Raw genomic sequence first — 22,783 nt, 5'->3', positions numbered from 1 at the left:
ACTCCGTCTGCCCGCACGCCCTTCCCGCCGGTCCCGCCCCGCCCCGAGCAGCCGCCCCGGACGCGGACCGCGACCGCGTCCGGCGCGACCGGGGCCCCGGTGCGGCCCGGTACGGACGAGTTCTTCGGCCGTTCCGGTGCGGAGGGCGGCTCTCGCCGACCGGACACGGTGGACGCTCCCAGGCACTCCGCCGCGACCGGGTCCGGCACGGCCGGGCACCCGGCCCGTTCCGGTGCGAGCCACCCCCCGGCCGGTCCCGGTGCGGTCGGTGCGTCCGCCCGGACCGGTGCCGTCGCGCGGCCGTTCAGGCTCGGCGCGGGCGTGCCCCAGCGGCCCGCCGGCGTCTCCGAGGGCGCATCCGGTACTGACCGCGAACCGTCGGCGCGCCCCGCCCCCGAGTCCCACCGGCTCGCGGACGTCCAGCGCGACCCGCACGCCGAGACCCCCGGTCCGCCCCCGCCGGTGGCCACCGCACGCTTCCCCGACGCGCCCCCGGCCGTCGGCGTCGCCCCCGCCGCGGACGCCCCCGGCATCGTGGAGACCACCGCCAGGCTGCGACCCGTCGAACCGGCGCGGCCCTTCGTGACCCTCGCCCAGCCCGACACGCGCGGTGTCGAACTCCCCAGGCCGCGGCTGCACTTCGGCACCCGCATCCGCCCCCGGGTCGCCGCGTCCGCCGCCTGCCTCGTCCTCGGGCTCGGGCTCATCGGCGGTGCCGTGACCGGCAGTTGGCTCACCGGGGACGACTCACCGGACGGTGCGCGGGGCGCGTACGCCGTCGCCGGGACCCTGTGGCGCAGCGTCCCCGTCGACCGGCTCTTCCCACCCACCGTCAACGGCCCGGGCGAGGGCCCCGGCGGCGCCGACCGCACCTGGACCCGTATCGCCGTCGCCCCCGACAGCGGCTGCGCGGACGCCTTCGACCCGCTCCTGCGCAAGGCCCTCGCCCCTGTCGGCTGCCTGCGCCTGCTGCGCGCCACCTACACCGACGCGACCAGCAGTCAGGTCACCACGGTGGGACTGCTGTTCACACGGGCCGACGCCGCCGCCATGGGCGCCCTCGCCAGCCGCTTCAAGGACGAGGGCCTGGACCGCCGCACCGACCTCATGCCCCGCCCGTACGCGGCCAAGGGCACCGTCGCGGCGGGCTTCGGCGACGCCCAGCGCGCGTCCTGGACGATATCCGTCCTCACGGACGCCCCCGTCGTCGTCTACGCCGTCTCCGGCTTCGCCGACGGCCGCACCGTCACCGAACCCGAGCCGGCCGAGAACGCCATGAAGACGGGCGCCACCACGGCCCCCGCCCAGGCGGGGCTCGGCAACGACGCGGCCGGCCTCGCCGACCGTATCGAGGTGGCTCTGCGCAAGACCTTCACCTCGGCCACGGAGAAGCCCTCATGAGCGCCCGTACGACCGGCGCGCGCCTGCTCACCCCCCTCATCGCCGCCGCTCTCGCCCTGCTGCCCGCCACCGCCGCCCACGCCGACGGCATACGAGCCCAGGAGTGGGCCCTCGACGCCCTGCACATCCACCAGGCCTGGCAGACGACCAAGGGCAAGGGCATCACGGTCGCGGTCCTCGACACCGGCGTCGACGAGACCCACCCCGACCTGGTGGGCAACGTCCTCCCCGCCAAGGACCTGGTCGGCTTCGGCGCCCGGCGCGGCGACCCCGCCTGGGCCGTGCACGGCACCGCCATGGCCGGCATCATCGCCGGCCACGGCCACGGCATCGACGACTCCGACGGCGTCGTCGGCGTCGCCCCCGAGGCGAAGATCCTCCCCGTACGCGTCATCCTCGAGGACGGCGACCCGGCCCGTACGAAGGCCCGCAACACCCGCGGCAACGCACTCGCCGAAGGCATCCGCTGGGCCGCCGACCACGGCGCCGACGTCATCAACCTCTCCCTCGGCGACGACTCCAGCTCCGCACACCCCGAAGCGGCCGAGGACGAGGCGATCCAGTACGCGCTGAAGAAGGGCACGGTCGTCGTCGCCTCAGCCGGCAACGGCGGCGAGCTCGGCGACCACACCTCGTATCCGGCGGCCTACCCCGGCGTCATCGCGGCCACCGCCGTCGACAGCGACGGCACCCGCGCCTCCTTCTCCACCCGCCGCTGGTACGCCACGGTCAGCGCCCCCGGCGTCGACGTCGTCATCGCCGAACCGGACCGCAAGTACTACGAGGGCTGGGGCACGAGCGCGGCCTCCGCCTTCGTCTCGGGCGCCGTGGCGCTCATCAGGGCGGCCCATCCGGGGCTCAGCCCGGCCCAGATCAAGCGACTCCTGGAGAAGACGGCCCGCAACCCCCCCACCGGCGGCAGGGACGACTCCCGCGGCTTCGGCTTCATCGACCCCGCGGCGGCCATCAAGGCGGCGGCCGGCCTCGGACCGGACAACCTGCACCCGGCGGCATACGGCAAGGAGTACTTCGGCTCCGGCCCGGACACGGCCGGCGCCGCCTCGGACTCCCCGGGCTGGGCGGGCCCCTTGGCGGGCACCCTCGGCGTGGCGCTGCTGGTGGCTTCGGTACTGCTGTGGAGGGGCCGCAGAAGCGCCCCGTAGGCGACCCGCGGTGCTACGGCGCTCTCAGCCGAAGACGGCCACGGCCGCTCGCGCCGCGGCCTCCACCACGGAAATCCCCCTCTCCTTCGTCGAGTTCCCGTCGGACAGCGCCGCCACCAGGTAGTCGCGCCCGCCGGCCCTCACCCGTCCGATGCTGTTGACGTCCCACAGCCCGGTCGTGCTCCGCGCCAGCCATCCGTTTTTCAACGCCCACGCGGAGCCGTCCGCCGCTGCGGAAACCCCCCACCGCTGATCCTCCGCGATGTCGCCCATGAGCCCCCGCAGGTAGGACCGTGAGGCCCCGCTCAGCTGTGAGTCCTCCCCGAACACCTGCTGGAGCAGGGTCAGCTGATCCGCCGCCGTGGTCTGCGTGAGCCCCCACAGCGTGCCCTCACCACCGACCGTGTCCGTCAGGCCGAAGCGTTTGTTCGCGCCGTCCAGGCCGTCGGCGCCCCCGATCGCGGTCCACAGAGCCGACGCGGACGCGTTGACGCTGTTCCCGATCATCGCGGTGGCGTACGCCTTCTCCTGCGCGGTCAGGTGCCGGCCGGCGTCCTGCGCCTGGAGCAGCAGCGCCGCCAGAATGTCCACCTTCACGATGCTCGCCGTGTCGAAGGTGCCGTCGCCGTACGCGGCGCTCTCCCCGGAGTCCGTCGAGAGGACCGCCACGGCCACGTCCGCCGTGTCCTCGACGGCCACCGAGGTCATCGCCCGCTTCAGCAGCGCGTCCCGGTCCACAGGGGGTTCCGCGGCAGGTTCCACCGATGCCTCCCGGCTCGACGAGGCCGACGCCGACGGCGTCACCGACGACGCCGACGATACGGCGCCCGCGTCGGCGTGCGCCCGCTCCCTCAGGTACACCGTCCCCGTCGCCGTACCGCCGGCCACGACGGCTGCCGCCAGCGCCGTACAGAAGAACGACCGGCGCCGGCAGGCGCGGACGCGGCGGCGACGGTGGGTTCTCGGGGACTCCATGGCCGCCGATGCTCTTCACCCGTGCTGTGCGCGCCGTGGGACGGGCGTGAGAGGTGTGTCAGGAGACGCTGAGAAACCGGGGAGAGCGGTGACCGCCGTGGCTCAGGGGCGGCACGACCCCGGCGAAGACCCCCCGATAGGGTCGGTGACCGTGGCGAACAAGAACATTCCCGACTCCGGCTTCTCCGACGACGACGGTTCCGCCGACCCCCGGCTGAGCGCGGCGCTCGCCGCCTGGGCCGAGGACCGCACCGCCGTGGGGCCCGTCCTTGAGGCGCTGAAGGGCGCACGGCTCCTCGTCCCCGTCGTCGCGATCCTCGGCGAGGTGGAGGAGGACGAGAAGGGGCTGCGCCGCGAGAAGACCAGCGAGATGGCCGTACCGACCCTGAAGGCCGGCGGCCGCACCGCCCTGCCCGCCTTCACCTCCACGCAGGCGCTGGCCCGCTGGGACCCCGCGGCCCGCCCGGTCGCCGTCCCGCTGCACCAGGCCCTGCAGGCCGCCGTGCACGAGAAGGCCGACACGATCGTGCTGGACCTGTCCGGGCCGGTGCCGTTCGAACTGACGGGCCCCGCGCTGCTGGCCCTCGCCGAGGGCCGTACGACGACCGACCCGCTCGCCGACCCGGCCGTCACCGGCGCCGTACGTGCCGCCGTGGCCGCCGAGCCCGCCGTGCGGCGCGCCTACCTCGGCCCGGGCCGGGCGGACGGCACCCTCGCGCTCGTCCTGGACCCGGCGGCGAGCCCGGCCGAGGCCGCGCGCGCCGTGGCCGAGCGGATGGCCGCCGACGACACACTGAGGGCCCGCCTGGTGCGCGGCCTCGACCTGGCAGTCCTGCCGGCCGGAGCGACGCCCCCGGGCGAGCCCCTGTTCGTGCGTTCGTGAACGATTTTCGTGGGGTCGCGGGTACGCCCTAGCCGTAGACCGGCCCGGTGTACTTCTCGCCCGGGCCCTGGCCCGGCTCGTCCGGGACGACGGACGCCTCGCGGAACGCCAGCTGCAGCGACTTCAGGCCGTCGCGCAGCGGCGCCGCGTGGAAGGAACTGATCTCCGTCGCGCTCGCGTCGAGCAGCCCGGCGAGGGCGTGCACCAGCTTGCGGGCCTCGTCCAGGTCCTTGTACTTGTCGCCCTCCTCGGTGAGACCGAGCTTCACGGCGGCGGCGCTCATCAGGTTGACGGCGACCGTCACGATCACCTCGACCGCGGGCACCTCCGCGATGTCACGGGCCATGGCGTCGAAGTCGGGCTGCGCGGCGGAATCCGGGGACTCCGTGGGGGCCTCGAATTCCGAGGGGGAGCTGTCACTCATGCACCACACGATAGGTGCCGGACGTGCGTTCGCCTGAATTAGCCCTGGCCGACCGAAGCTGCTAGCCTTGACTGACGACCGGCCGGACACCTCGTTGCCCGGCCCACAAGTGGAGGCTCCGATCTCCCACCTGGCCGCCCCGAGGGGCGGCGGGTCACCGGTCAGGCGGCCACCACCGTTCCGTACGGACGGTGGAGTCGCCCGAAAGCGCGCCCCGCGGTCCACCGCGGCGGTGCTCCGGAAAGCTCGGAGTCCCGCCTGTGTCCCGTCCGGGGCATTTTTCATGCGCCGTGATGGTTGGTCCTTATGTCAACCCAGACATATACGCGGCCGTCCGCCAGGCGGCCGTAGGTGCTACCGAGGAGGATCCATCAGCGCCGAGCCCCGCATCAACGACCGGATTCGCGTTCCCGAGGTGCGACTTGTCGGTCCCAGTGGCGAGCAGGTCGGCATCGTGCCGCTTGCCAAGGCCCTGGAGCTTGCGCAGGAGTACGACCTGGACCTGGTCGAGGTCGCGGCGAACGCCCGTCCGCCCGTGTGCAAGCTCATGGACTACGGGAAGTTCAAGTACGAGTCGGCCATGAAGGCCCGTGAGGCGCGCAAGAACCAGGCGCACACGGTCATCAAGGAGATGAAGCTCCGGCCGAAGATCGACCCGCACGACTATGACACCAAGAAGGGTCACGTCGTCCGGTTCCTCAAGCAGGGCGACAAGGTCAAGATCACGATCATGTTCCGTGGCCGCGAGCAGTCCCGCCCCGAGCTGGGCTACCGACTGCTGCAGCGCCTCGCGGAGGACGTCCAGGACCTCGGTTTCGTGGAGTCGAACCCGAAGCAGGACGGCCGCAACATGATCATGGTTCTCGGTCCGCACAAGAAGAAGACCGAGGCGATGGCCGAGGCTCGCCAGGCGCAGGAGGCCCGCAAGGCGGAGGCGAAGGCCAACCCCGGCCGCTCGCAGAACCCCGCCGACACCGAGGCTGAGACCGCCGAGGCCCCGGCCGAGGCTTCCGCCGAGGCCTGATCCCGGGGCGTGAGCCCCGGGGGAGCCGGACGTACGGACGTACGACCGCCGCAGGGTGGACGTACGGACCCCGGAAAGCCCGGGACGCCAGTCCCAGGATGTAACCGATACAAGAGCGACACTCCAATCGTGCCCGGTTGTTGCGACCGGGCACCGGAGTGCCACCGACGAGGAGAGAACGGCGCTATGCCGAAGAACAAGTCGCACAGCGGTGCCAGCAAGCGCTTCAAGGTCACCGGCTCCGGCAAGGTGCTCCGTGAGCGCGCCGGCAAGCGCCACCTGCTCGAGCACAAGTCGTCCCGTCTGACGCGTCGCCTCACCGGCAACGCCGAGATGGCCCCGGGCGACGCCAAGAAGATCAAGAAGCTTCTCGGCAAGTGACGCCACGGCGCTTGATCTTCTGATCAGTCCGCGCCGTACGTACGTCAGGACCGGGACCCAATCGTTTCGGGCCGTGTGAAGACCACCACGGCCCCGCTACAAGGAGTTAACAAGTGGCACGCGTCAAGCGGGCAGTCAACGCCCACAAGAAGCGCCGGGCGATCCTCGAGCAGGCCTCCGGCTACCGCGGTCAGCGTTCGCGCCTGTACCGCAAGGCCAAGGAGCAGGTCACCCACTCGCTGGTCTACAACTACAACGACCGCAAGAAGCGCAAGGGCGACTTCCGTCAGCTGTGGATCCAGCGCATCAACGCCGCTGCCCGCGCCAACGGCATCACCTACAACCGCTTCATCCAGGGTCTGAAGGCCGCGAACGTCGAGGTCGACCGCAAGATCCTCGCTGAGCTGGCCGTCAACGACGCGGGTGCGTTCGCCGCGCTCGTCGAGGTCGCGCAGAAGGCCCTGCCGGCGGACGTGAACGCACCCAAGGCTGCGTGACGCGACGGCGCCGCGCCGGCTTCAGCCGGATGTGAACCGGACCCGCAGGTCTACGACGGCCTGCGGGTCCGGTTGTGTCTGCGCGGCTGCCGCAGCCGCCGTAGAGCTGCGGGTGATCGTGCCTCCCCCAGAGCCTTGACGGCCTGGGGGGACCCCCAGGGGCGGCACGGGTGGCGCTGGGCGCACCCCCTCCTCGAAGAGGTTGGGGGAGGCACCCTGCCAGCGCCGGTAAGCGACAACCCCCGCGGTACGGCACGACACGCTGCGCGTCGTACCTGGTAGTCCGGCACCGCCCAAAACCGCCGCCGTGGCTTGAGCGCCGTCGCGGCGGAAAAGAGCCGGCTGTCCCGCCACCAGACCCCTGAGCTTCCGAAAGTGAACCGCATGCCCCCCGCCACCCCCGAGCTCATCTCCCCCCGTTCCCCCCGCGTCAGCGCCGCACGGCGGCTGGCGAAGCGGAACTTCCGGGGCAAGGAGCGGCTGTTCCTCGCGGAGGGGCCGCAGGCCGTGCGGGAGGCCGCGGCGCACCGGAGCGGCGGCACGGCGACCCTCGTCGAGCTGTTCGCCACCCCGGACGCGGCGGAGCGGTACCCGGACATCGTGGGAGCGGCCCGTGACGCCGGTGCCCGCGTCCACCTCGCCGCCGAGCAGGTCATCGCCGACATCTCCACCACCGTGACCCCGCAGGGCCTCGTCGGGATCTGCCGCTTCCTGGACACCGACTTCGACGCGATCCTCAAAGCCCGCCCCCGCCTGGTCGCCGTCCTCGCCCACGTGCGCGACCCGGGCAACGCCGGCACCGTCCTGCGTTGCGCCGACGCCGCCGGTGCCGAGGCCGTCGTCCTCACCGACGCCTCCGTCGACCTGTACAACCCCAAGGCCGTCCGCGCCTCCGTCGGCTCCCTCTTCCACCTGCCCGTCGCCGTCGGCGTCCCCGTCGAGCGGGCCGTGGCCGGGCTCAAGGACGCCGGCGTGCGCATCCTCGCCGCCGACGGCGCGGGCGACCACGACCTCGACGACGAGCTCGACAAGGGCACCATGGGCGTGCCCACCGCCTGGGTGTTCGGCAACGAGGCATGGGGACTGCCGGAGGAGACGCGGGAGCTGGCCGACGCCGTCGTCCGTGTGCCCATCCACGGAAGGGCCGAGAGCCTGAACCTCGCGACCGCCGCGGCCGTATGTCTCTATGCGTCCGCCCGTGCACAGCGCGCCCCCGGAGGGTGCCGCTCCGTCACTCACGGCTAGTAGGGTGGCGGGCTCGGGGCCCGCGGCCTGACGAGAGGTGGGGTACGGGGATGAGGGTCGGCACGAGCAGAGCACCGGAGGCACGGGACGCGCACCGCGCCCCCGGGTCCCGGCACGGCGATCTCGCCGAGCTCGGCATCGACCCGGACGAACTCCCCGACGGGCTCGTGATCGCCGACGAGCACGCGCGCGTCATCTGCTTCAACGCCGCCGCCGAACGCATCACCGCCGTCCGTGCCGCCGACGTCCTCGGGCAGCGGCTCGACAAAGCCCTGCCATTAGAAGACCTCGAGGGGCGGCGCTGGTGGCAGCTGACCGACCCCTACGGCGGGCTCACGATCCGCGTACGGCAGCCGGAGCGGAACCTCCTGCTGCCCGGGGGGCGCGAGGTCCTCGTCTCCGCGCGCTATGTGCGCACCCGTCCCACCGGGCCCATCCGCCGCGTGGTCGTCACCCTCCGCGACACCGAGGCCCGCCGCCGTACCGAACGCAGCCACGCCGAACTGATCGCCACCGTCGCCCACGAACTGCGCTCCCCGCTCACCTCCGTCAAGGGCTTCACCGCCACCCTCCTCGCCAAGTGGGAGCGCTTCACCGACGACCAGAAGCGGCTCATGCTGGAGACCGTCGACGCCGACGCGGACCGGGTCACCCGGCTCATCGCCGAACTGCTGGACATCTCACGGATCGACTCCGGGCGGCTGGAGGTGCGCCGCCAGCCCGTCGACATAGGAGCGGCCGTCGGACGGCACATCCAGGCCTACGTCGCCGCCGGGCAGCCAGCCGACCGATTCCTGCTGCGCATCGAGCAGCCCCTGCCCGCCCTCTGGGCCGACCCCGACAAGATCGACCAGGTGCTCAGCAACCTCCTCGAAAATGCCGTGCGCCACGGGGAGGGAACCGTCACGATTGACATCAAGCCCTCGGTGTCGCCCCGCGAAGGGGAGGACACCGGCACGTCGGTCACGGTGAGCGACGAGGGCCCCGGCATCCCGGAGGAGTCCATGAACCGCGTCTTCACCCGCTTCTGGCGGGGCAGCAAGCGCGGCGGCACGGGCCTCGGGCTCTATATCGTCAAGGGCATCGTCGAGGCCCACGGCGGCACCATCACGGTCGGCCGTGCCCGCGGCGGCGGCGCCGAGTTCCGATTTACGTTGCCCGTGGGGGCACCGGCTTACCTGGCCTGAGCAACCCACGGGCGCATTCACTTTCCCCAGCCCCGTTAGACTCGGCCATTGGCACCTTTGCGTCCCAATATCCGGAGACGACTCGTCCACGAGTCGGTGACGGGGACCGTCAGCCAGCCAATCGGAAGCACGGGAAGAGATGTCGGCACCCAATAAGTCGTACGACCCTGTCGAGGTCGAGGCCTTGAAACCGGAAGAGATCGAGCGCATGCGGGACGAGGCGCTCGCCGCCTTCGCCGCCGCGGACTCCCTCGACGCGCTCCACGAGGCCAAGGTCGCCCACACCGGCCCCACCTCGCCGCTGGCTCTCGCCAACCGCGAGATCGGCGCCCTGCCCCCGCACGCCAAGGCCGACGCCGGCAAGCGGGTGGGGCAGGCCCGTGGCGCCGTGAACAAGGCTCTCGCCGGCCGTCAGGCCGAACTCGAGGCCGAGCGGGACGCCCGCGTGCTGGTCGAGGAGTCGGTGGACGTCACGCTGCCCTACGACCGCGTGCCCGCGGGCGCCCGCCACCCGCTGACCACGCTCTCGGAGCGCATCGAGGACGTCTTCGTGGCCATGGGCTACGAGGTCGCCGAGGGCCCCGAGGTCGAGGCCGAGTGGTTCAACTTCGACGCCCTGAACATCGGCCCGGACCACCCGGCCCGCGGCGAGGCCGACACCTTCTTCGTGCAGGCGCCCGACGGCGGCTCGGAGTCCGGTGTCGTGCTGCGCACCCACACCTCGCCCGTGCAGATCCGCTCCCTGCTGAACCGCGAGCTGCCGGTCTACGTGATCTGCCCCGGCCGCGTGTACCGCACCGACGAGCTGGACGCCACCCACACCCCGGTCTTCCACCAGGTCGAGCTGCTCGCCGTCGACGAGGGCCTGACCATGGCGGACCTGAAGGGCACGCTGGACCACATGGTCCAGTCGCTGTTCGGCGAGGGCATGAAGACCCGGCTCAGGCCGAACTTCTTCCCGTTCACCGAGCCGTCCGCCGAGATGGACATGGTGTGCTACGTCTGCCGCGGCGAGTCCGTCGGCAACCCCGACCGGCCCTGCCGCACCTGCTCGTCCGAGGGCTGGATCGAGCTCGGCGGCTGCGGCATGGTCAACCCGCGGGTGCTCACCGCCTGCGGCGTCGACCCGGAGAAGTACAGCGGCTTCGCCTTCGGGTTCGGCATCGAGCGGATGCTGATGTTCCGCCACAACGTCGAGGACATGCGAGACATGGTCGAGGGTGACGTCCGGTTCACCCGGCCGTTCGGGATGGAGATCTGATGCGGGTCCCGCTTTCTTGGCTGCGGGAGTACGTCGACCTGCCGGCGACTGAGACCGGGCGCGACGTCCAGGCCAAGCTCATTTCGGCCGGCCTCGAGGTCGAGACCGTCGAGCAGCTCGGCGCCGACCTCACGGGGCCGCTGGTCGTGGGCCAGGTGCTGACCATCGAGGAGCTGGAGGGCTTCAAGAAGCCGATCCGCCACTGCACCGTCGACGTCGGACAGGCCAACGGCACCGGCGAGCCCCAGGAGATCATCTGCGGCGCCCGTAACTTCGCCGTCGGCGACAAGGTCGTGGTGGCCCTCCCCGGCGCGGTCCTGCCCGGCGACTTCGCGATCGCCGAGCGCAAGACGTACGGCCGGATGTCGCGCGGCATGATCTGCTCCAGCGAGGAGCTGAACATGGGCGACGACGGCACCAAGGGCATCATCGTGCTGCCGCCCGGCACCGAGGTCGGCAAGGACGCGATCGAGCTGCTCGAGCTGGTCGACGAGGTGCTGGACATCGCCGTCACCGCCAACCGCGGCGACTGCCTGTCGATCCGCGGTGTCGCCCGCGAGACGGCCATCGCCTACGGCCTGCCGCTGCGCGACCCCGCGCTGCTCGACGTGCCGGCGCCCAACGCGTTCGGCCACCCGGTGAAGATCTCCGAGCCCCTCGGCTGCGACCGCTTCACCGCCCGTACGGTGACCGGCGTCGACCCCGAGGCCCGTTCCCCGATCTGGCTGCAGCGCCGGCTGCAGAAGGTCGGCATGCGCCCGATCTCGCTCGCCGTCGACATCACCAACTACGTGATGATGGAGATCGGCCAGCCGCTGCACGCCTACGACCGCAAGCTGGTCCAGGGCACGATCGGCGTGCGCCGTGCCGAGGAGGGCGAGAAGTTCACCACCCTCGACGGCGTGACGCGCATCCTGCACGCCGAGGACCTCGTCATCACCGACGACCGAGGCCCGATCGGCCTCGCCGGTGTCATGGGCGGCGCCAACACCGAGATCGCCGACCTCCCCCAAGCTCTCGACTCCGCTCGAGCAGGGGGGACCCCCATCGACCTCGAGAACGCCACCACCGAGATCGTCATCGAGGCCGCGCACTTCAACCAGGTCTCCATCGCCCGCACCGCGCGCCGTCACAAGCTGTCCTCCGAGGCGTCCCGCCGCTTCGAGCGCGGCGTGGACCCGCTGGCCGCGCCCGCCGCCGCCCAGCGCACGGTCGACCTGCTGGTGCTGCTCGCGGGCGGTACCGCCGACGCGGGCGTCACCGAGATCATCGCGCCGTCCGCGCCGCACACCATCGCCATGCCGGCCGACCACCCGGACAAGGTCGCGGGCGTGCACTACGGCCGTGAGACCGTCGTACGCCGCCTGCAGGAGGTCGGCTGCGACGTCTACGGTCAGGACGAGCTGATCGTCACCGTGCCGTCCTGGCGGCCGGACCTGGCGGAGCCGAACGACCTGGCCGAGGAGGTCATCCGGCTGGAGGGCTACGAGAACCTGCCCTCCACGCTGCCCAAGCCCCCGGCCGGGCGCGGTCTGACCCCCCGGCAGCGGCTGCACCGCCGCGTCGGCCGGGCCCTGGCCGGGGCCGGATACGTCGAGGCGCCGACCTACCCGTTCGTCAGCGAGCAGGTCTTCGACCAGTTCGGTCTGGAGGCCGACGACCCGGCCCGCCGCGTCGTCAAGCTGGTCAACCCGCTCAGCGACGAGGAGCCCGCGCTGCGTACGACGCTGCTGCCGGGCCTGCTCGGCGCGCTGCGCCGCAACGACGGCCGCGGTTCGCACGACCTGGCGCTGTTCGAGACCGGGCTGGTCTTCCACCCGCGCGAGGAGCGGCGTGTGGCCGCCCACCTGCCCGTCGACCGGCGTCCCACCGATGAGGAGATCGCCGCGCTGACCGCCGTGCTGCCCGAGCAGCCGCGCCACGTGGCCGTCGTCCTCGCGGGAGCCCGCGAGCAGGCCGGCTGGTGGGGCAAGGGCCGCCCGGCCGACTGGGCCGACGCGGTCGAGGCCGCCCGGACCGTGGCCCGCGAGGCCGGGGCCGAGCTGATCGTCCGCAAGGGCCAGTACGGACCGTGGCACCCGGGCCGCTGCGCCGAGCTCGCGGTCGTCACGGACGGCGCCGAGCAGGTCGTGGGCCACGCGGGCGAGCTGCACCCGCGCGTTCTGAAGGCGCTGGGGCTGCCCGAGCGCACCTGCGCGATGGAGCTGAACCTGGACGCGCTGGAGGCGGTCGGCGACGGTACCCCGCAGGCACCGGGCATCTCCACCTTCCCGGTCGCCACTCAGGACGTCGCGCTCGTCGTGGACAAGCCGGTGCCGCAGGCGGAGGTCGAGGCCGCGCTGCGCGAGGGCGCCGGTGAACTCCTCGAGTCCATCCGGCTGTTCGACGTCTACGAGAACGAGGAGCAACTGGGGGAGGGGCGCAAGTCGCTGGCCTACGCGCTGCGCTTCCGCGCGGCTGACCGGACGCTCACGGTGGACGAGGCGTCCGCTGCGCGCGACGCGGCCGTCGCGCTGGCCGCTGAGCGAACGGGAGCAGTGCTGCGGAGCTAGCTGCGCCCATAACGCCGGGCGACTCCGGTTGTTCGCGGGCTGCGGGCCGTCCGTGGCTGATCGCTCCCCCAAGTTCTCGGCTTGGCTCGAACAGGGGGACCCCCATCGCGGCGGAGCCGCATGACGATACAGCCCCGCGCCCCTTTGGGGGCGCGGGGAACTGCGCGAGAAACCACAGCGAACCCGCAGTCGGCGAACGAACTGCGCTACCCGGCGCTTCCAGCGAAGCGCCTGGCACGGCCACGCCGTCCGCCGGCCACGGAGTGTCGGGCAGGCAGCCGGTCGGACGGCGTGGAGGGGCCGCCGCACTGTATGAGGGGGAGCCGGCGGCCCGGCCGGCCTCTTGCGAGGGGTTTCAAGTCAAGCGCCCGGAAACTCTCCGCGACAGCGCACGCACAGCCCGGATTCGCGCACTCCGTTCACACCCCGTGTGAAGCGGTTCGCACTAGCCTGGCGAAACCGAGCCACCGGAGTGCACCCATGCAGCCCAACACTCTGCTCGACGCGATCCTCGACGAGGCCGGAATCTCCCACGCGGGACTGGCCGCGCACGTCAACCAGGCGGGGCGGGCACGCGGCCTCGCGCTCAGATACGAACACACGGCCGTGGCACGGTGGTTGAAGGGCCAGCGCCCGCGCGGCCAGGTGCCCGACCTGATCTGCGAGGTGCTCGCGGCCCGGCTGCACCGCCCGGTGACCCTCGACGACATCGGCCTCGGCGTGCCCGGAGAACCGGCCGCCCCGCACGGCTCCAGCCTCTCCGGATTCGTCGAGCGCGCCACCGCCCTGTGGCGCTCCGACGAACAGCAGCGCCCCCACATCCTGGGCGCCCCGGCGGTGACCGGCACGCCCGCCGTGATGCCCGTGTGGGAGTGGGAGAACCCGCCCGAGGACGTGGACGTCTCCCGCGGCGGCCGCCACCGGGTCACCCCGGCCGACATCGACATGCTGCGCGCCGCCCGCGCCCACTACGAGCAGATGTACCGCAAGGCAGGCGGCATAGCCACCCGTGCCCGTATCGTCGGCTTCCTCAACGCCGAGACGGCACCGCTGCTGCGTGGCGGCTACACCGACGCGTTGGGCCGCCAACTGCACCGTGCGACCGGGGGACTTGTGGCGATCGCCGGTATCTGCGCGTACGACTCCGACGCCCACGGTCTCGCCCAGCGCTACTTCCACCAGGCCCTGCGCCTGGCCAAGGCCAGCGGGGACCGGGGGCTCGGCGCGTACGTCATAGCCCTGCTGGTCAACCAGTCGCTGTTCATGAGGGAGTACCGGCAGGCCGTGGCCTTCGCCGAGGCCGCGCTGCGCGCCGCGGGCAAGCAGATCACCCCGGCGCTCGCCTCGGACCTGTACGCGATGCAGGCCAAGGCGTACGCGCACCTCGGGGACGCGTCGGGCGCGCTGTCCTGCATCCGGCGGGCCGAGTCGGCCGCCGAGCGCATCCGGCGCGGCCACGAACCGGACGAGACCGGCTACGTCCAGCCCGGCCTCGTCAACGTCCAGGTCGCCGAGGCGCTGCTCAGCCTCGGCGACCTGACGGCGGCCGGGGAGCACGCCGAGGCGGCGGTGGGCACGCCCGCGCACGACCGGGGCCGGGTGCACCGGCTCGCCATGCTCAGCCAGATCGAACTGCGCCAGGGCAACGCCGACAAGGCGGTGGCCACCGCGGTGGAGATGGCGGAGCGGGCGCGTGGAATGGAGTCCATGCGCCTGCGCGACAGACTCCGGGCGGTGCGCGAACACCTCGTTCGCAGCGGCTGCGCCGGAACGGCCGAGGCGGCCGAACTCATCGACGGGGCCCTGCGCGTACCGCTCTAGTCACCGCCCCATCCACTGCATGAGAGCCGCGCGATGTCCGCCGGCACGGACGACTGCGCCCGCCGCTGCGCCGGGCGTGCGCCGCTGTGAGCCTGCTGAGTCGCCGCTCCTGCTGCGATATTGCCCCTTACTCGGCGGAAGGTGGCAGAACCATGCAGTGGACGAAACAGAACGAACAAACTGTGTATGAAAACCGCTGGTTCAGCGTCAACCTGGCGGATGTCGAGCTGCCGGACGGCCGGCACCTCGACCACTTCCTGATACGGCTGCGGCCCGTCGCCGTGGCCACCGTCGTCAACGAGGCCAACGAGGTGCTGCTGCTGTGGCGGCACCGCTTCATCACCGACAGCTGGGGGTGGGAACTCGCGGCGGGCGTCGTCGAGGACGGCGAGGACATCGTCGACGCGGCGGCCCGCGAACTCGAGGAGGAGACCGGTTGGCGGCCGGGACCCCTGCGCCATCTCATGAGCGTGGAGCCCTCCAACGGACTCACCGACGCCCGGCACCATGTCTACTGGGCGGACGAGGGCGAGTACGTCGGGCACCCCGTGGACGACTTCGAGTCGGACCGCCGGGAATGGGTTCCCCTCAAACTCGTCCCCGACATGGTCGCCCGTGGGGAGGTCCCGGCCGCCAACATGGCGGCCGCGTTACTGCTTCTGCATCACCTCAGGCTGGGGCAGGACGCGATGCCCTGAGCTGCGTGCGTCCGGCCCTAGTGACCCAGTGCCTGCCAGACGGCCACGACGAGCGCGCCCACCGCCGTGAGGGCGGCGACGGCGGGCAGCGGCCAGCGCGCGTGTTCCAGCGTGATGAGGCGGGTGTGCAGTTCGTCCAGCTCCTTGGCCGTCTCCTCGGTGCGATGGCTGAGCAGCGCCAGCCCGCCCTCGACGCGTGCGTAGGCCACGTCGAGTCGGCGGCGTAACTCTGCGAGTTCTCCATGGACGACGGGATGCTCGGGATCGGCGGTCACAAGTCCGCTCCTTTCCGTAGTCGTCTCACATCCCTTGCATGCGCATGCTGAGTCAACCCGCCTGGTGGGCGCGTGAGGAGAGTGTGCGAGCGGCATATGCGGGTCCGCCGCGCACACGCCGTGTGAATGGCGTGGGCCCGGCACCGTCCGACGGTGCCGGGCCCACGCGAGCCGGTTTCTGACGCTGTGTAGTCAGGAGTAGGTGTAGAAGCCCGAGCCGGTCTTGCGCCCGAGCCTGCCCGCCTCGACCATCCGCTGCAGCAGCGGGGGAGCGGCGTACAGGGGCTCCTTGTACTCGTGGTACATCGAGTTGGCGATCGAGACGACGGTGTCCAGCCCGATCAGATCGGCGAGCTTCAGCGGGCCCATCGGGTGGGCGCAGCCCATCTCCATGCCGTTGTCGATGTCGTCCCGCCCGGCGATGCCCGACTCGAACATCCGGATCGCGGACAGCAGGTACGGCACCAGCAGCGCGTTGACGACGAAGCCCGAGCGGTCCTGGGCGCGGATGGCGTGCTTGCCGAGGAGCTTCTCGGTGAACAGCTGGGCCCGGCTCAGGGTGCCCTCGGAGGTGGTGAGCGCCGGGATCAGCTCGACGAGCTTCTGCACCGGGGCCGGGTTGAAGAAGTGGATGCCGATCACCTGGTCGGGCCGCGAGGTCGCCACGGCCAGCTTCACCAGCGGGATCGAGGAGGTGTTGGAGGCGAGGATGGCGTCCGGGCGGGTCACCACCTGGTCGAGCACCTGGAAGATCTCGGTCTTCACCTGCTCGTTCTCGACGACGGCCTCGATCACCAGGTCGCGGTCCGCGAACTCGCCGAGGTCGGTGGTGAAGGTCAGGCGCGCCTGCGTCGCCTCCCGCTCCTCCTCGGAGATCTTGCCGCGCTCGGCCGCCTTGGACAGGGAGTTGAACAGGCGGGTCCGGCCGATCTCCAGGGCCTCGCCGGTGGTCTCGGCGACCTTCACGTCCAGTCCGGCGCGGGCGCACACCTCGGCGATGCCCGCGCCCATCTGGCCGCAGCCCACCACTCCGACGCGTTCGATGTCGGTCACATCGTCCCTTTCGCTGATCTACGGCTGTGGCAGGTCCGATCGGGTTCCGGTCGCCTGCTCCGATCGTGCACGTTACTCCCAAGTATCGATGATCGATCGTCGGGGTGGGAGCATGCTGGGTCACCGGGACGATCCGTGACGAGGCGGGTCCGCAGAGTACGGGGGTGTGCCGATGGGCCGGTTGTCACGCCGGGCGTTCACGGTGGCCGCGCTGGCGAGCCTGGTCACGACGGGCGACGCCGCCGCCGCACCGCGCGGCGCGGCGGCCGGGGAGATGCGGGGCATGTGGCTGGCCTGCGTGGCCAACCGCGACTGGCCCTCCCGTTCCGGTCTGACGGCGTCCGCGCAGCGCGACGAGCTGTGCACCCTGCTCGACGTGGCCGTGCGGCGCCGGCTGAACACGGTGTTCCTCCAGGTGCGCCCCACGGCCGACGCCCTGTGGCCCTCCCCGTACGAGCCGTGGTCCCAGTACCTGACCGGCGTCCAGGGGCGGGACCCCGGCTGGGACCCGCTCGGCACGGCCGTCAGCGAGGCGCACGCGCGGGGCCTGGAGCTGCACGCCTGGTTCAACCCGTACCGGATCGCCCTGCACGCCGACCCGTCCCGGCTCGCCGCCCGGCACCCCGCCCGCAGGCACCCCGACTGGGTCGTGGCCTACGGCGGCAAGCTCTACTACAACCCGGGACTGCCGGAGGTCCGCGCCTTCGTCGAGGACGCGATCCTGGACGCCGTACGCCGCTACCCGGTCGACGGCGTCCACTTCGACGACTACTTCTACCCGTACCCCGTCGCCGGGGAGGACTTCGACGACGACGCCGCGTACGAGGAGTACGGCGAGGACTTCCCGAGCCGGGCCGCCTGGCGCCGGGACAACATCGACCAGCTGGTGCGCGAGACCGCGAGCCGTGTGCGGCAGACCAGACCGGCCGCGCGCTTCGGGATCAGCCCCTTCGGGGTGTGGCGCAACGCCGACACCGACCCCCGCGGCTCCGACACCCGCGCCGGGGTACAGACGTACGACGACCTGTACTCGGACACCAGGACCTGGGTGAGGTCGGGGTGGCTGGACTACGTCTGCCCGCAGATCTACTGGAACATCGGCTACGCCGCCGCCGACTACGCGCGACTCGTGCCCTGGTGGGCAGGTGTCGTACAGGGCACGGACGTACAGCTGTACGTGGGTGAGGCGCTCTACAAGGCCGGTGCCGCGGCCGAGCCCGGCGCCTGGCAGGACCCGGCCGAACTCTCCCTGCACCTCACTCTGGCCAGGCGTTACCCACAGGTCCGCGGGCACGTCTTCTTCGCGGCCAAGGACGTGGCCAAGGACCCGGTCGGCGCGATGACGCGGGTGGTCGCCGATCACTACCGGCAGCCGGCGAAGCCCCCGCGCTGAACCCGGCCCTACTGTCCGATCGGCCGGCCGGCGTCCTCCTTGTGGCGAATCTCGGTGTCCGGGCCGGGTGAGCACACCCCTTCGTGCCCGTCCTGGAAGCGGACCCGGTACGGCGGGTTGCCGTCCGCGCCCATCACTTCGACGATCTCGCCGACCTTGTCGTGCTGCCCGACGATCCTGCCGTGCTGCACCAGCTTGTCGCCCACAGTTGCGCGCATCTGTTGGGCCCTCCTCGTCGCGTCGCGGGAGTATCGGTCCCATAGTCAGGCGGCTCGCCTCCGGGACGCTGCGGCCCCTTCGGCTCACTCGCTGCGGCCGCGAGCCGCGGCCGGTGGCGCCGGACGTCCCGGTCCGTCCCCCGCCCCGGTCAGCCTCGCGCCCGCTGGGTGACCGCGATGCACACGAGGACCGCGGCGGCCGTGAGCGGTGCGGCCGGGGTGAGGTGCTCACCGAGGAGCAGTACCGACCACACCAGTGTGAGCAGGGGCTGGGCCAACTGCAACTGACTGGCCTTGGGGATGCCGATCGCGGCCATGCCCCGGTACCAGACGACCAGACCGAGGAACTGCGATCCGGCCGCCACCCACAGCAGCCCCGCCACGCCGTGCGCGGTGAGGTGGACCGGCTCGTACGACAGCGCCACGGCCGCGGCGGGCACGGTGAGCGGCAGGCACAGCACCAGGGCCCAGCCGATGACCTGCCAGCCGGGCATGACCCGGGCCAGCCGGCCGCCCTCGGTGTAGCCGGCGGCGCAGACCAGCAGGGCGCCGAAGAGGTAGGCGTCCGCGCCGGTCAGCGCGCCGCCGCTCTGCTGCACGGTGAACGCGATGACGGCGGCGGCGCCGGCGAGGGCGGCGAGCCAGAAGGTGCGGGAGGGCCGGGTGCGGACGCGCAGCGCGGAGAGGAGGGCGGTGGTCAGGGGGAGCAGCCCGACGACCACGGCGGCGTGCGCGGTGGTCGAGGTCTTCAGGGCGAGGGTGGTCAGCAGCGGGAAGCCGAGCACCACACCGGCCGCGACCACGGCGAGCCCCGCCCAGTGGGCCCGCGCGGGCACCGGAACGCGGAGTGCGAGCAGGCACCCGCCGGCGATGAGGGCGGCGAGCACACTGCGCGCGGCCACGAGCGACCAGGCGCCGAATCCCTCGAGCCCCCAGGCGGTGGCGGGAAAGGTGAGCGAGAAGGCGACGACGCCGAGGGCGGCCTGGAGGGTGCCGGTGCGGCGGCGGGCCGTGTCGGCCTCCGTGACGGCCGCGGTCACCGCTATCGATGTGGGAGCGGTAGCGCTATCCTGTGTCCTCATGCAAGAGAGTAGCAGTGTCGCCGAGCTGGCCAGTCGGCTCCGTGGTGAGCTGAAGCGCTACTCGCCCGGAGAGAAGCTGCCGTCCAGCCGTGCGCTCGTCGAGCGGTTCCGGGTGAGTCCGGTGACCGTCTCGCGCGCGCTCGCCCAGCTGGCCGCCGAGGGGCTGGTGGTCACGCGCCCCGGAGCCGGGGCCTTCCGGGCGGAGCCGCGGGCGGTGGCCCCGGCCGTGGGGGACACCGCCTGGCAGGAGGTCGCGCTCAGCGCCGATGCCTCCGCCGAGCTCGTGCCGCGCAGCGTCGACGCGTCCGGAGTGGTCGTCTCGCTGGCCGCACCGCCCGCCGGTGTCATCGAGTTCACCGGCGGCTATCTGCACCCCTCGCTGCAGCCGGAGCGGGCCATGGCCGCGGCCCTGTCGCGCGCCGGCCGCCGCCCCGGCGTCTGGGCCCGGCCGCCCGTCGAGGGCGTCGCCGAACTGCGCGAGTGGTTCGCGCGGGGCATCGGCGGCCCGACCACCGCCGCCGACGTGCTGATCACCGCGGGCGGCCAGTCCGCGCTGACCACCGCGCTACGGGCCCTCGCACCGCCCGGCGCCCCCGTCCTGGTCGAGTCGCCCACCTATCCCGGCATGCTCGCCATCGCCCGCGCGGCCGGCCTGAGGCCCGTACCCGTGCCGGTCGACGCGGACGGGGTCAAGCCCGCCCTGCTCGCCGACGCGTTCCGCGCGACCGGCGCCCGTGTCCTCGTCTGCCAGCCGCTGTTCCAGAACCCGACCGGTGCGGTCCTCGCTCCCGAGCGCCGAGGTGAGGTGCTGCGGATCGCGCGCGACGCCGGAGCGTTCGTGATCGAGGACGACTTCGTCCGCCGGCTGGTGCACGAGGACGCCGGCCCCCTGCCGCCCCCGCTGGCCGCCGAGGACCTCGACGGGGTCGTCGTGCACGTCAACTCACTGACCAAGGCGACCTCGCCCAGCTTCCGGGTCGGCGCCCTGGCCGCCCGCGGCCCTGTCCTGGAACGGCTGCGCGCCATCCAGATCGTCGACACCTTCTTCGTGCCACGCCCCCTCCAGGAGGCCGCGCTGGAACTCGTCGGCTCGCCCGCCTGGCCCCGGCATCTGCGCGCCGTCGCCGCCGAGTTGAAGCACCGCCGCGACACGATGACCGCCGCCCTGCGCCTGCACCTGCCCGAACTCGCCCTGCCGTACATCCCGTCCGGCGGCTACCACCTCTGGGCGCGCCTGCCCGAGGGCACCGACGAGGCGGCCCTCACCGCGGGCTCCCTGCGCGCGGGCGTCGCGGTCACCCCCGGCCGCCCCTACTTCAGCGCCGAACCCCCCGCCCCGCACCTGCGGTTGAGCTTCGCGGCCGCCGCGGGGGAGGGGGAGATCGCCGAGGGCGTTCGCCGCCTGCGCCTCGCCTGCGACGAGGTGCTCGGGCCCCGCTAGCGCCGCAACAGGCAACGTTCGCCCCGTCGCGGCCCCCGGCACGCACTCTCGCCGCACCGGCCGAAAGCCCAAGTACGTCCAGTACGAGGACTTCCGGCCGGCACGCCGAGAGCACGCACCGGACGCCGCTCCTCGACGGGCAAACGTTGCCTGCCGCGGCACTAGCGCGATCCACCCGCTCGAAATGGTTCGACAGCGCGGCCCCGGCCTGCGAGTCTCCCGCCATGACAGCAAGGACCGGCACATCCCGCCTCCCCGAGGGCTACGAGTTCTCCGCCGAGCTCGCCCGGATCGACATCGACCGCACCCACCACTGGCTCGCGACCGACGCGTACTGGGCGATCGACCGGCCCCGGGACAAACACGAGCGCGCCGTCGCGAACTCCCTCAACTTCGGGGTGTACGACACCGCTTCGGGCGAGCAGGTGGCGTACGCGCGCGTGGTGACCGACGAGGCGTCCTTCGCCTGGCTCTGCGATGTCTACGTCGACCGTTCGGTACGCGGCAAGGGCATCGGCACCGCCATGGTCGGTGCCGTCCGCGACCACCTCGCCCCGCTCGGGCTGCGCCGCCTCCTGCTGGCGACGAGCGATGCGCACGGGGTCTACGCCAAGCTCGGGTTCGAGTCGCTCGAGCGGCCGGACGAGTGGATGGTGCACCGGTTCGACCCGTCGAACCAGGTCCGTGTGTGATCCCGGCGATACCCTTGGTAACTCATGAGTAATCCCTCTTGACCTGCGCAGTTGGGCGCCGGACGATCGCCGCATGCATCTTCGGGTCACGTTCGTCGCCGCCGCGCGCAGTTCCTCGCTGCTCGCGGAGCGCTTCGAGGACGACCGGCCGCTGGACCAGGCCGGCTGGGACGAGGTGCAACGTGTCGCCCCGGAGCTGGTGCCGCTGGCGGCGGCCGAGCTGCGCTACTGCTCGCCCACGCCGCGCAGCCGGGCGACCGGGGACGCGCTCGGATACGCACCGCTGGTTCAGCCGGCGCTGCGGGACTGCGACATGGGCCGCTGGCGCGGGTTCACGCTGGGCGAGGCGATGGCCCGGGAGCCCTCGGCGGTGGACGCCTGGCTCGCGGACCCGCGCTCCGCACCGCACGGCGGTGAGTCGCTGCTGGCGTTCATCTCCCGCGTGGGCGGCTGGCTGGACACGCGCCCCGTGGAGGACGGCAGCCGTATCGTCGCCGTGGCGGAGCCGTCGGTGGTGCGGGCGGCGCTGGTGTACGCGCTGAGGGCGCAGCCGTCGTCGTACTGGAACATCGACGTCCGCCCCCTGTCGACGGTGACGCTGGCCGGGCACGGAGGCCGCTGGAACCTGCGCCTCGAGACCGCGTCCCATCAGACCGTCTGAGGTTCCGAAGGCCGGCGCTCGCGTGTGTAGTCGGTGGTCAGGACCAGGTCCTTCGCGGGCCCGCCGACCCGCCACACCGTGCGCCAGCGGTCCTCGTCGTACACGGTGAACTCGCCTCGGTAGAGGTCCGCCGCGCACCGGTGCTCGGCGACGTGGCGGCCGGTCGTGAGGTCGAGGTCGTGGAACGGGCGGCCGTCCGCGAACGCGACGTCCGAGGTGCCCGGCGAGGCCCCGGGCAGGAACAGCAGCGTCCGCTCGGCGGGCCGGGACGCACCCTGCCAGAGGAACGTGCCGGACTCGTGGTGCAGCAGCCCGCCGCCCTCCCGCGGCGAGAACACCGTCGTCCCGCTGAAGCGGCCGTCCTCGCCGCTCGCGAGATCCCGCACGGCGCGCTCCAGGTGCCAACGCCCGGCCAGATGGGCCAGCACGTCCTCGACCGGCCAGAAGCCGCCCACC

At 72.5% G+C, this 22,783-nt stretch carries 23 protein-coding genes; 16 read left to right on the top strand and 7 right to left on the bottom strand.

Features of this window, described 5'->3' with window-relative positions; genetic code table 11:
- The first annotated feature begins 321 nt into the window (after nucleotides 1-321).
- Complete coding sequence (locus ACIRC0_RS28320) at nucleotides 322-1,401, top strand: hypothetical protein (RefSeq protein ID WP_403621239.1); 1,080 nt, start codon at nucleotides 322-324, stop codon at nucleotides 1,399-1,401.
- Nucleotides 1,398-2,564, top strand: coding sequence for a type VII secretion-associated serine protease mycosin (gene mycP / locus ACIRC0_RS28315; protein ID WP_403621237.1), 1,167 nt, complete (start codon nucleotides 1,398-1,400; stop codon nucleotides 2,562-2,564). Before ACIRC0_RS28320 ends, mycP begins: the two co-directional genes overlap by 4 nt.
- A gap of 24 nt (nucleotides 2,565-2,588) precedes the next feature.
- Here mycP and ACIRC0_RS28310 read toward each other — a convergent pair whose 3' ends face one another.
- Nucleotides 2,589-3,539, bottom strand: coding sequence for a hypothetical protein (locus ACIRC0_RS28310; RefSeq protein ID WP_403621234.1), 951 nt, complete (start codon nucleotides 3,537-3,539; stop codon nucleotides 2,589-2,591).
- Between the two features lie 151 nt (nucleotides 3,540-3,690).
- Here ACIRC0_RS28310 and ACIRC0_RS28305 point away from each other — a divergent pair, with 151 nt between their 5' ends.
- Entirely contained in the window at nucleotides 3,691-4,422 is a 732-nt protein-coding gene (locus ACIRC0_RS28305; RefSeq protein ID WP_403621231.1) for an SseB family protein, read from the top strand.
- Between the two features lie 28 nt (nucleotides 4,423-4,450).
- On the opposite strand, the gene ACIRC0_RS28300 is transcribed toward ACIRC0_RS28305, so the two are convergent.
- Nucleotides 4,451-4,846 carry a DUF1844 domain-containing protein gene (locus ACIRC0_RS28300; protein WP_403621228.1) on the bottom strand — a complete coding sequence of 132 codons (396 nt, stop codon included), beginning with the start codon at nucleotides 4,844-4,846 and terminating at the stop codon, nucleotides 4,451-4,453.
- A 370-nt stretch (nucleotides 4,847-5,216) separates the two neighbouring features.
- Between ACIRC0_RS28300 and infC the strand changes: the two genes are divergently transcribed.
- The 9 genes from infC (at nucleotide 5,217) to ACIRC0_RS28255 (ending at nucleotide 15,512) form a co-directional block, all read left to right on the top strand.
- Nucleotides 5,217-5,870, top strand: a complete 654-nt coding sequence (infC, locus tag ACIRC0_RS28295) for a translation initiation factor IF-3 (protein ID WP_366025651.1) — start codon at nucleotides 5,217-5,219, stop codon at nucleotides 5,868-5,870.
- Nucleotides 5,871-6,056: 186 nt separating this feature from the next.
- Complete coding sequence (rpmI, locus tag ACIRC0_RS28290) at nucleotides 6,057-6,251, top strand: 50S ribosomal protein L35 (RefSeq protein ID WP_007829094.1); 195 nt, start codon at nucleotides 6,057-6,059, stop codon at nucleotides 6,249-6,251.
- Nucleotides 6,252-6,364: 113 nt separating this feature from the next.
- A complete protein-coding gene (gene rplT / locus ACIRC0_RS28285; RefSeq protein ID WP_055492778.1) occupies nucleotides 6,365-6,748 on the top strand; it encodes a 50S ribosomal protein L20 in 384 nt (127 codons plus the stop codon).
- A 384-nt stretch (nucleotides 6,749-7,132) separates the two neighbouring features.
- On the top strand, nucleotides 7,133-7,993 hold the full coding sequence (locus tag ACIRC0_RS28280; RefSeq protein ID WP_403621225.1) for a TrmH family RNA methyltransferase: 861 nt from the start codon (nucleotides 7,133-7,135) through the stop codon (nucleotides 7,991-7,993).
- Between the two features lie 50 nt (nucleotides 7,994-8,043).
- On the top strand, nucleotides 8,044-9,180 hold the full coding sequence (locus ACIRC0_RS28275; protein ID WP_403621222.1) for an ATP-binding protein: 1,137 nt from the start codon (nucleotides 8,044-8,046) through the stop codon (nucleotides 9,178-9,180).
- Nucleotides 9,181-9,319: 139 nt separating this feature from the next.
- Nucleotides 9,320-10,441: a phenylalanine--tRNA ligase subunit alpha gene (gene pheS, locus ACIRC0_RS28270; RefSeq protein WP_366025497.1), complete on the top strand. Its 1,122-nt coding sequence runs from the start codon at nucleotides 9,320-9,322 to the stop codon at nucleotides 10,439-10,441.
- A complete protein-coding gene (locus tag ACIRC0_RS28265; protein WP_403621218.1) occupies nucleotides 10,441-12,993 on the top strand; it encodes a phenylalanine--tRNA ligase subunit beta in 2,553 nt (850 codons plus the stop codon). Before pheS ends, ACIRC0_RS28265 begins: the two co-directional genes overlap by 1 nt.
- Nucleotides 12,994-13,473: 480 nt before the next feature.
- Nucleotides 13,474-14,814 (top strand): transcriptional regulator, encoded by a 1,341-nt coding sequence (locus tag ACIRC0_RS28260; RefSeq protein ID WP_403621215.1) that lies wholly within the window; start codon nucleotides 13,474-13,476, stop codon nucleotides 14,812-14,814.
- A 152-nt stretch (nucleotides 14,815-14,966) separates the two neighbouring features.
- Nucleotides 14,967-15,512, top strand: coding sequence for an NUDIX hydrolase (locus ACIRC0_RS28255; protein ID WP_403621212.1), 546 nt, complete (start codon nucleotides 14,967-14,969; stop codon nucleotides 15,510-15,512).
- Between the two features lie 17 nt (nucleotides 15,513-15,529).
- Here ACIRC0_RS28255 and ACIRC0_RS28250 read toward each other — a convergent pair whose 3' ends face one another.
- Both ACIRC0_RS28250 and ACIRC0_RS28245 read right to left on the bottom strand, forming a co-directional pair.
- Nucleotides 15,530-15,787 (bottom strand): hypothetical protein, encoded by a 258-nt coding sequence (locus tag ACIRC0_RS28250; RefSeq protein ID WP_200421292.1) that lies wholly within the window; start codon nucleotides 15,785-15,787, stop codon nucleotides 15,530-15,532.
- Between the two features lie 192 nt (nucleotides 15,788-15,979).
- Nucleotides 15,980-16,840 (bottom strand): 3-hydroxybutyryl-CoA dehydrogenase, encoded by an 861-nt coding sequence (locus ACIRC0_RS28245; RefSeq protein ID WP_403621208.1) that lies wholly within the window; start codon nucleotides 16,838-16,840, stop codon nucleotides 15,980-15,982.
- 172 nt (nucleotides 16,841-17,012) lie between these two features.
- On the opposite strand from ACIRC0_RS28245, the gene ACIRC0_RS28240 reads away from it, so the two are divergent.
- Entirely contained in the window at nucleotides 17,013-18,233 is a 1,221-nt protein-coding gene (locus ACIRC0_RS28240; RefSeq protein WP_403621205.1) for a glycoside hydrolase family 10 protein, read from the top strand.
- An 8-nt stretch (nucleotides 18,234-18,241) separates the two neighbouring features.
- On the opposite strand, the gene ACIRC0_RS28235 is transcribed toward ACIRC0_RS28240, so the two are convergent.
- Entirely contained in the window at nucleotides 18,242-18,451 is a 210-nt protein-coding gene (locus ACIRC0_RS28235; RefSeq protein ID WP_263228998.1) for a DUF1918 domain-containing protein, read from the bottom strand.
- A 149-nt stretch (nucleotides 18,452-18,600) separates the two neighbouring features.
- The gene (locus ACIRC0_RS28230) at nucleotides 18,601-19,533 is read right to left on the bottom strand and encodes a DMT family transporter (protein ID WP_403621202.1); all 933 of its coding nucleotides are present in this window, start codon (nucleotides 19,531-19,533) and stop codon (nucleotides 18,601-18,603) included.
- On the opposite strand from ACIRC0_RS28230, the gene ACIRC0_RS28225 reads away from it, so the two are divergent.
- The 3 genes from ACIRC0_RS28225 (at nucleotide 19,532) to ACIRC0_RS28215 (ending at nucleotide 22,327) form a co-directional block, all read left to right on the top strand.
- Complete coding sequence (locus tag ACIRC0_RS28225; protein ID WP_403621199.1) at nucleotides 19,532-20,974, top strand: PLP-dependent aminotransferase family protein; 1,443 nt, start codon at nucleotides 19,532-19,534, stop codon at nucleotides 20,972-20,974. The genes ACIRC0_RS28230 and ACIRC0_RS28225 overlap by 2 nt on opposite strands.
- Before the next feature lie 224 nt (nucleotides 20,975-21,198).
- Nucleotides 21,199-21,666 (top strand): GNAT family N-acetyltransferase, encoded by a 468-nt coding sequence (locus tag ACIRC0_RS28220; RefSeq protein WP_403621196.1) that lies wholly within the window; start codon nucleotides 21,199-21,201, stop codon nucleotides 21,664-21,666.
- A 73-nt stretch (nucleotides 21,667-21,739) separates the two neighbouring features.
- Nucleotides 21,740-22,327 (top strand): histidine phosphatase family protein, encoded by a 588-nt coding sequence (locus ACIRC0_RS28215; RefSeq protein ID WP_403621193.1) that lies wholly within the window; start codon nucleotides 21,740-21,742, stop codon nucleotides 22,325-22,327.
- Here ACIRC0_RS28215 and ACIRC0_RS28210 read toward each other — a convergent pair.
- On the bottom strand, nucleotides 22,315-22,782 hold the full coding sequence (locus ACIRC0_RS28210) for a DUF6314 family protein (RefSeq protein ID WP_403621758.1): 468 nt from the start codon (nucleotides 22,780-22,782) through the stop codon (nucleotides 22,315-22,317). The two genes, ACIRC0_RS28215 and ACIRC0_RS28210, sit on opposite strands and share 13 nt — an antisense overlap.
- Nucleotide 22,783 lies beyond the last annotated feature (1 nt).

The sequence above is a fragment of the Streptomyces sp. NPDC093984 genome, from assembly GCF_044764595.1.
Lineage (GTDB): Bacteria > Actinomycetota > Actinomycetes > Streptomycetales > Streptomycetaceae > Streptomyces > Streptomyces cynarae.
The sequence above is the reverse complement of the archived record's forward strand: the minus strand, read 5'-3'. Positions and strand labels throughout refer to the sequence as shown.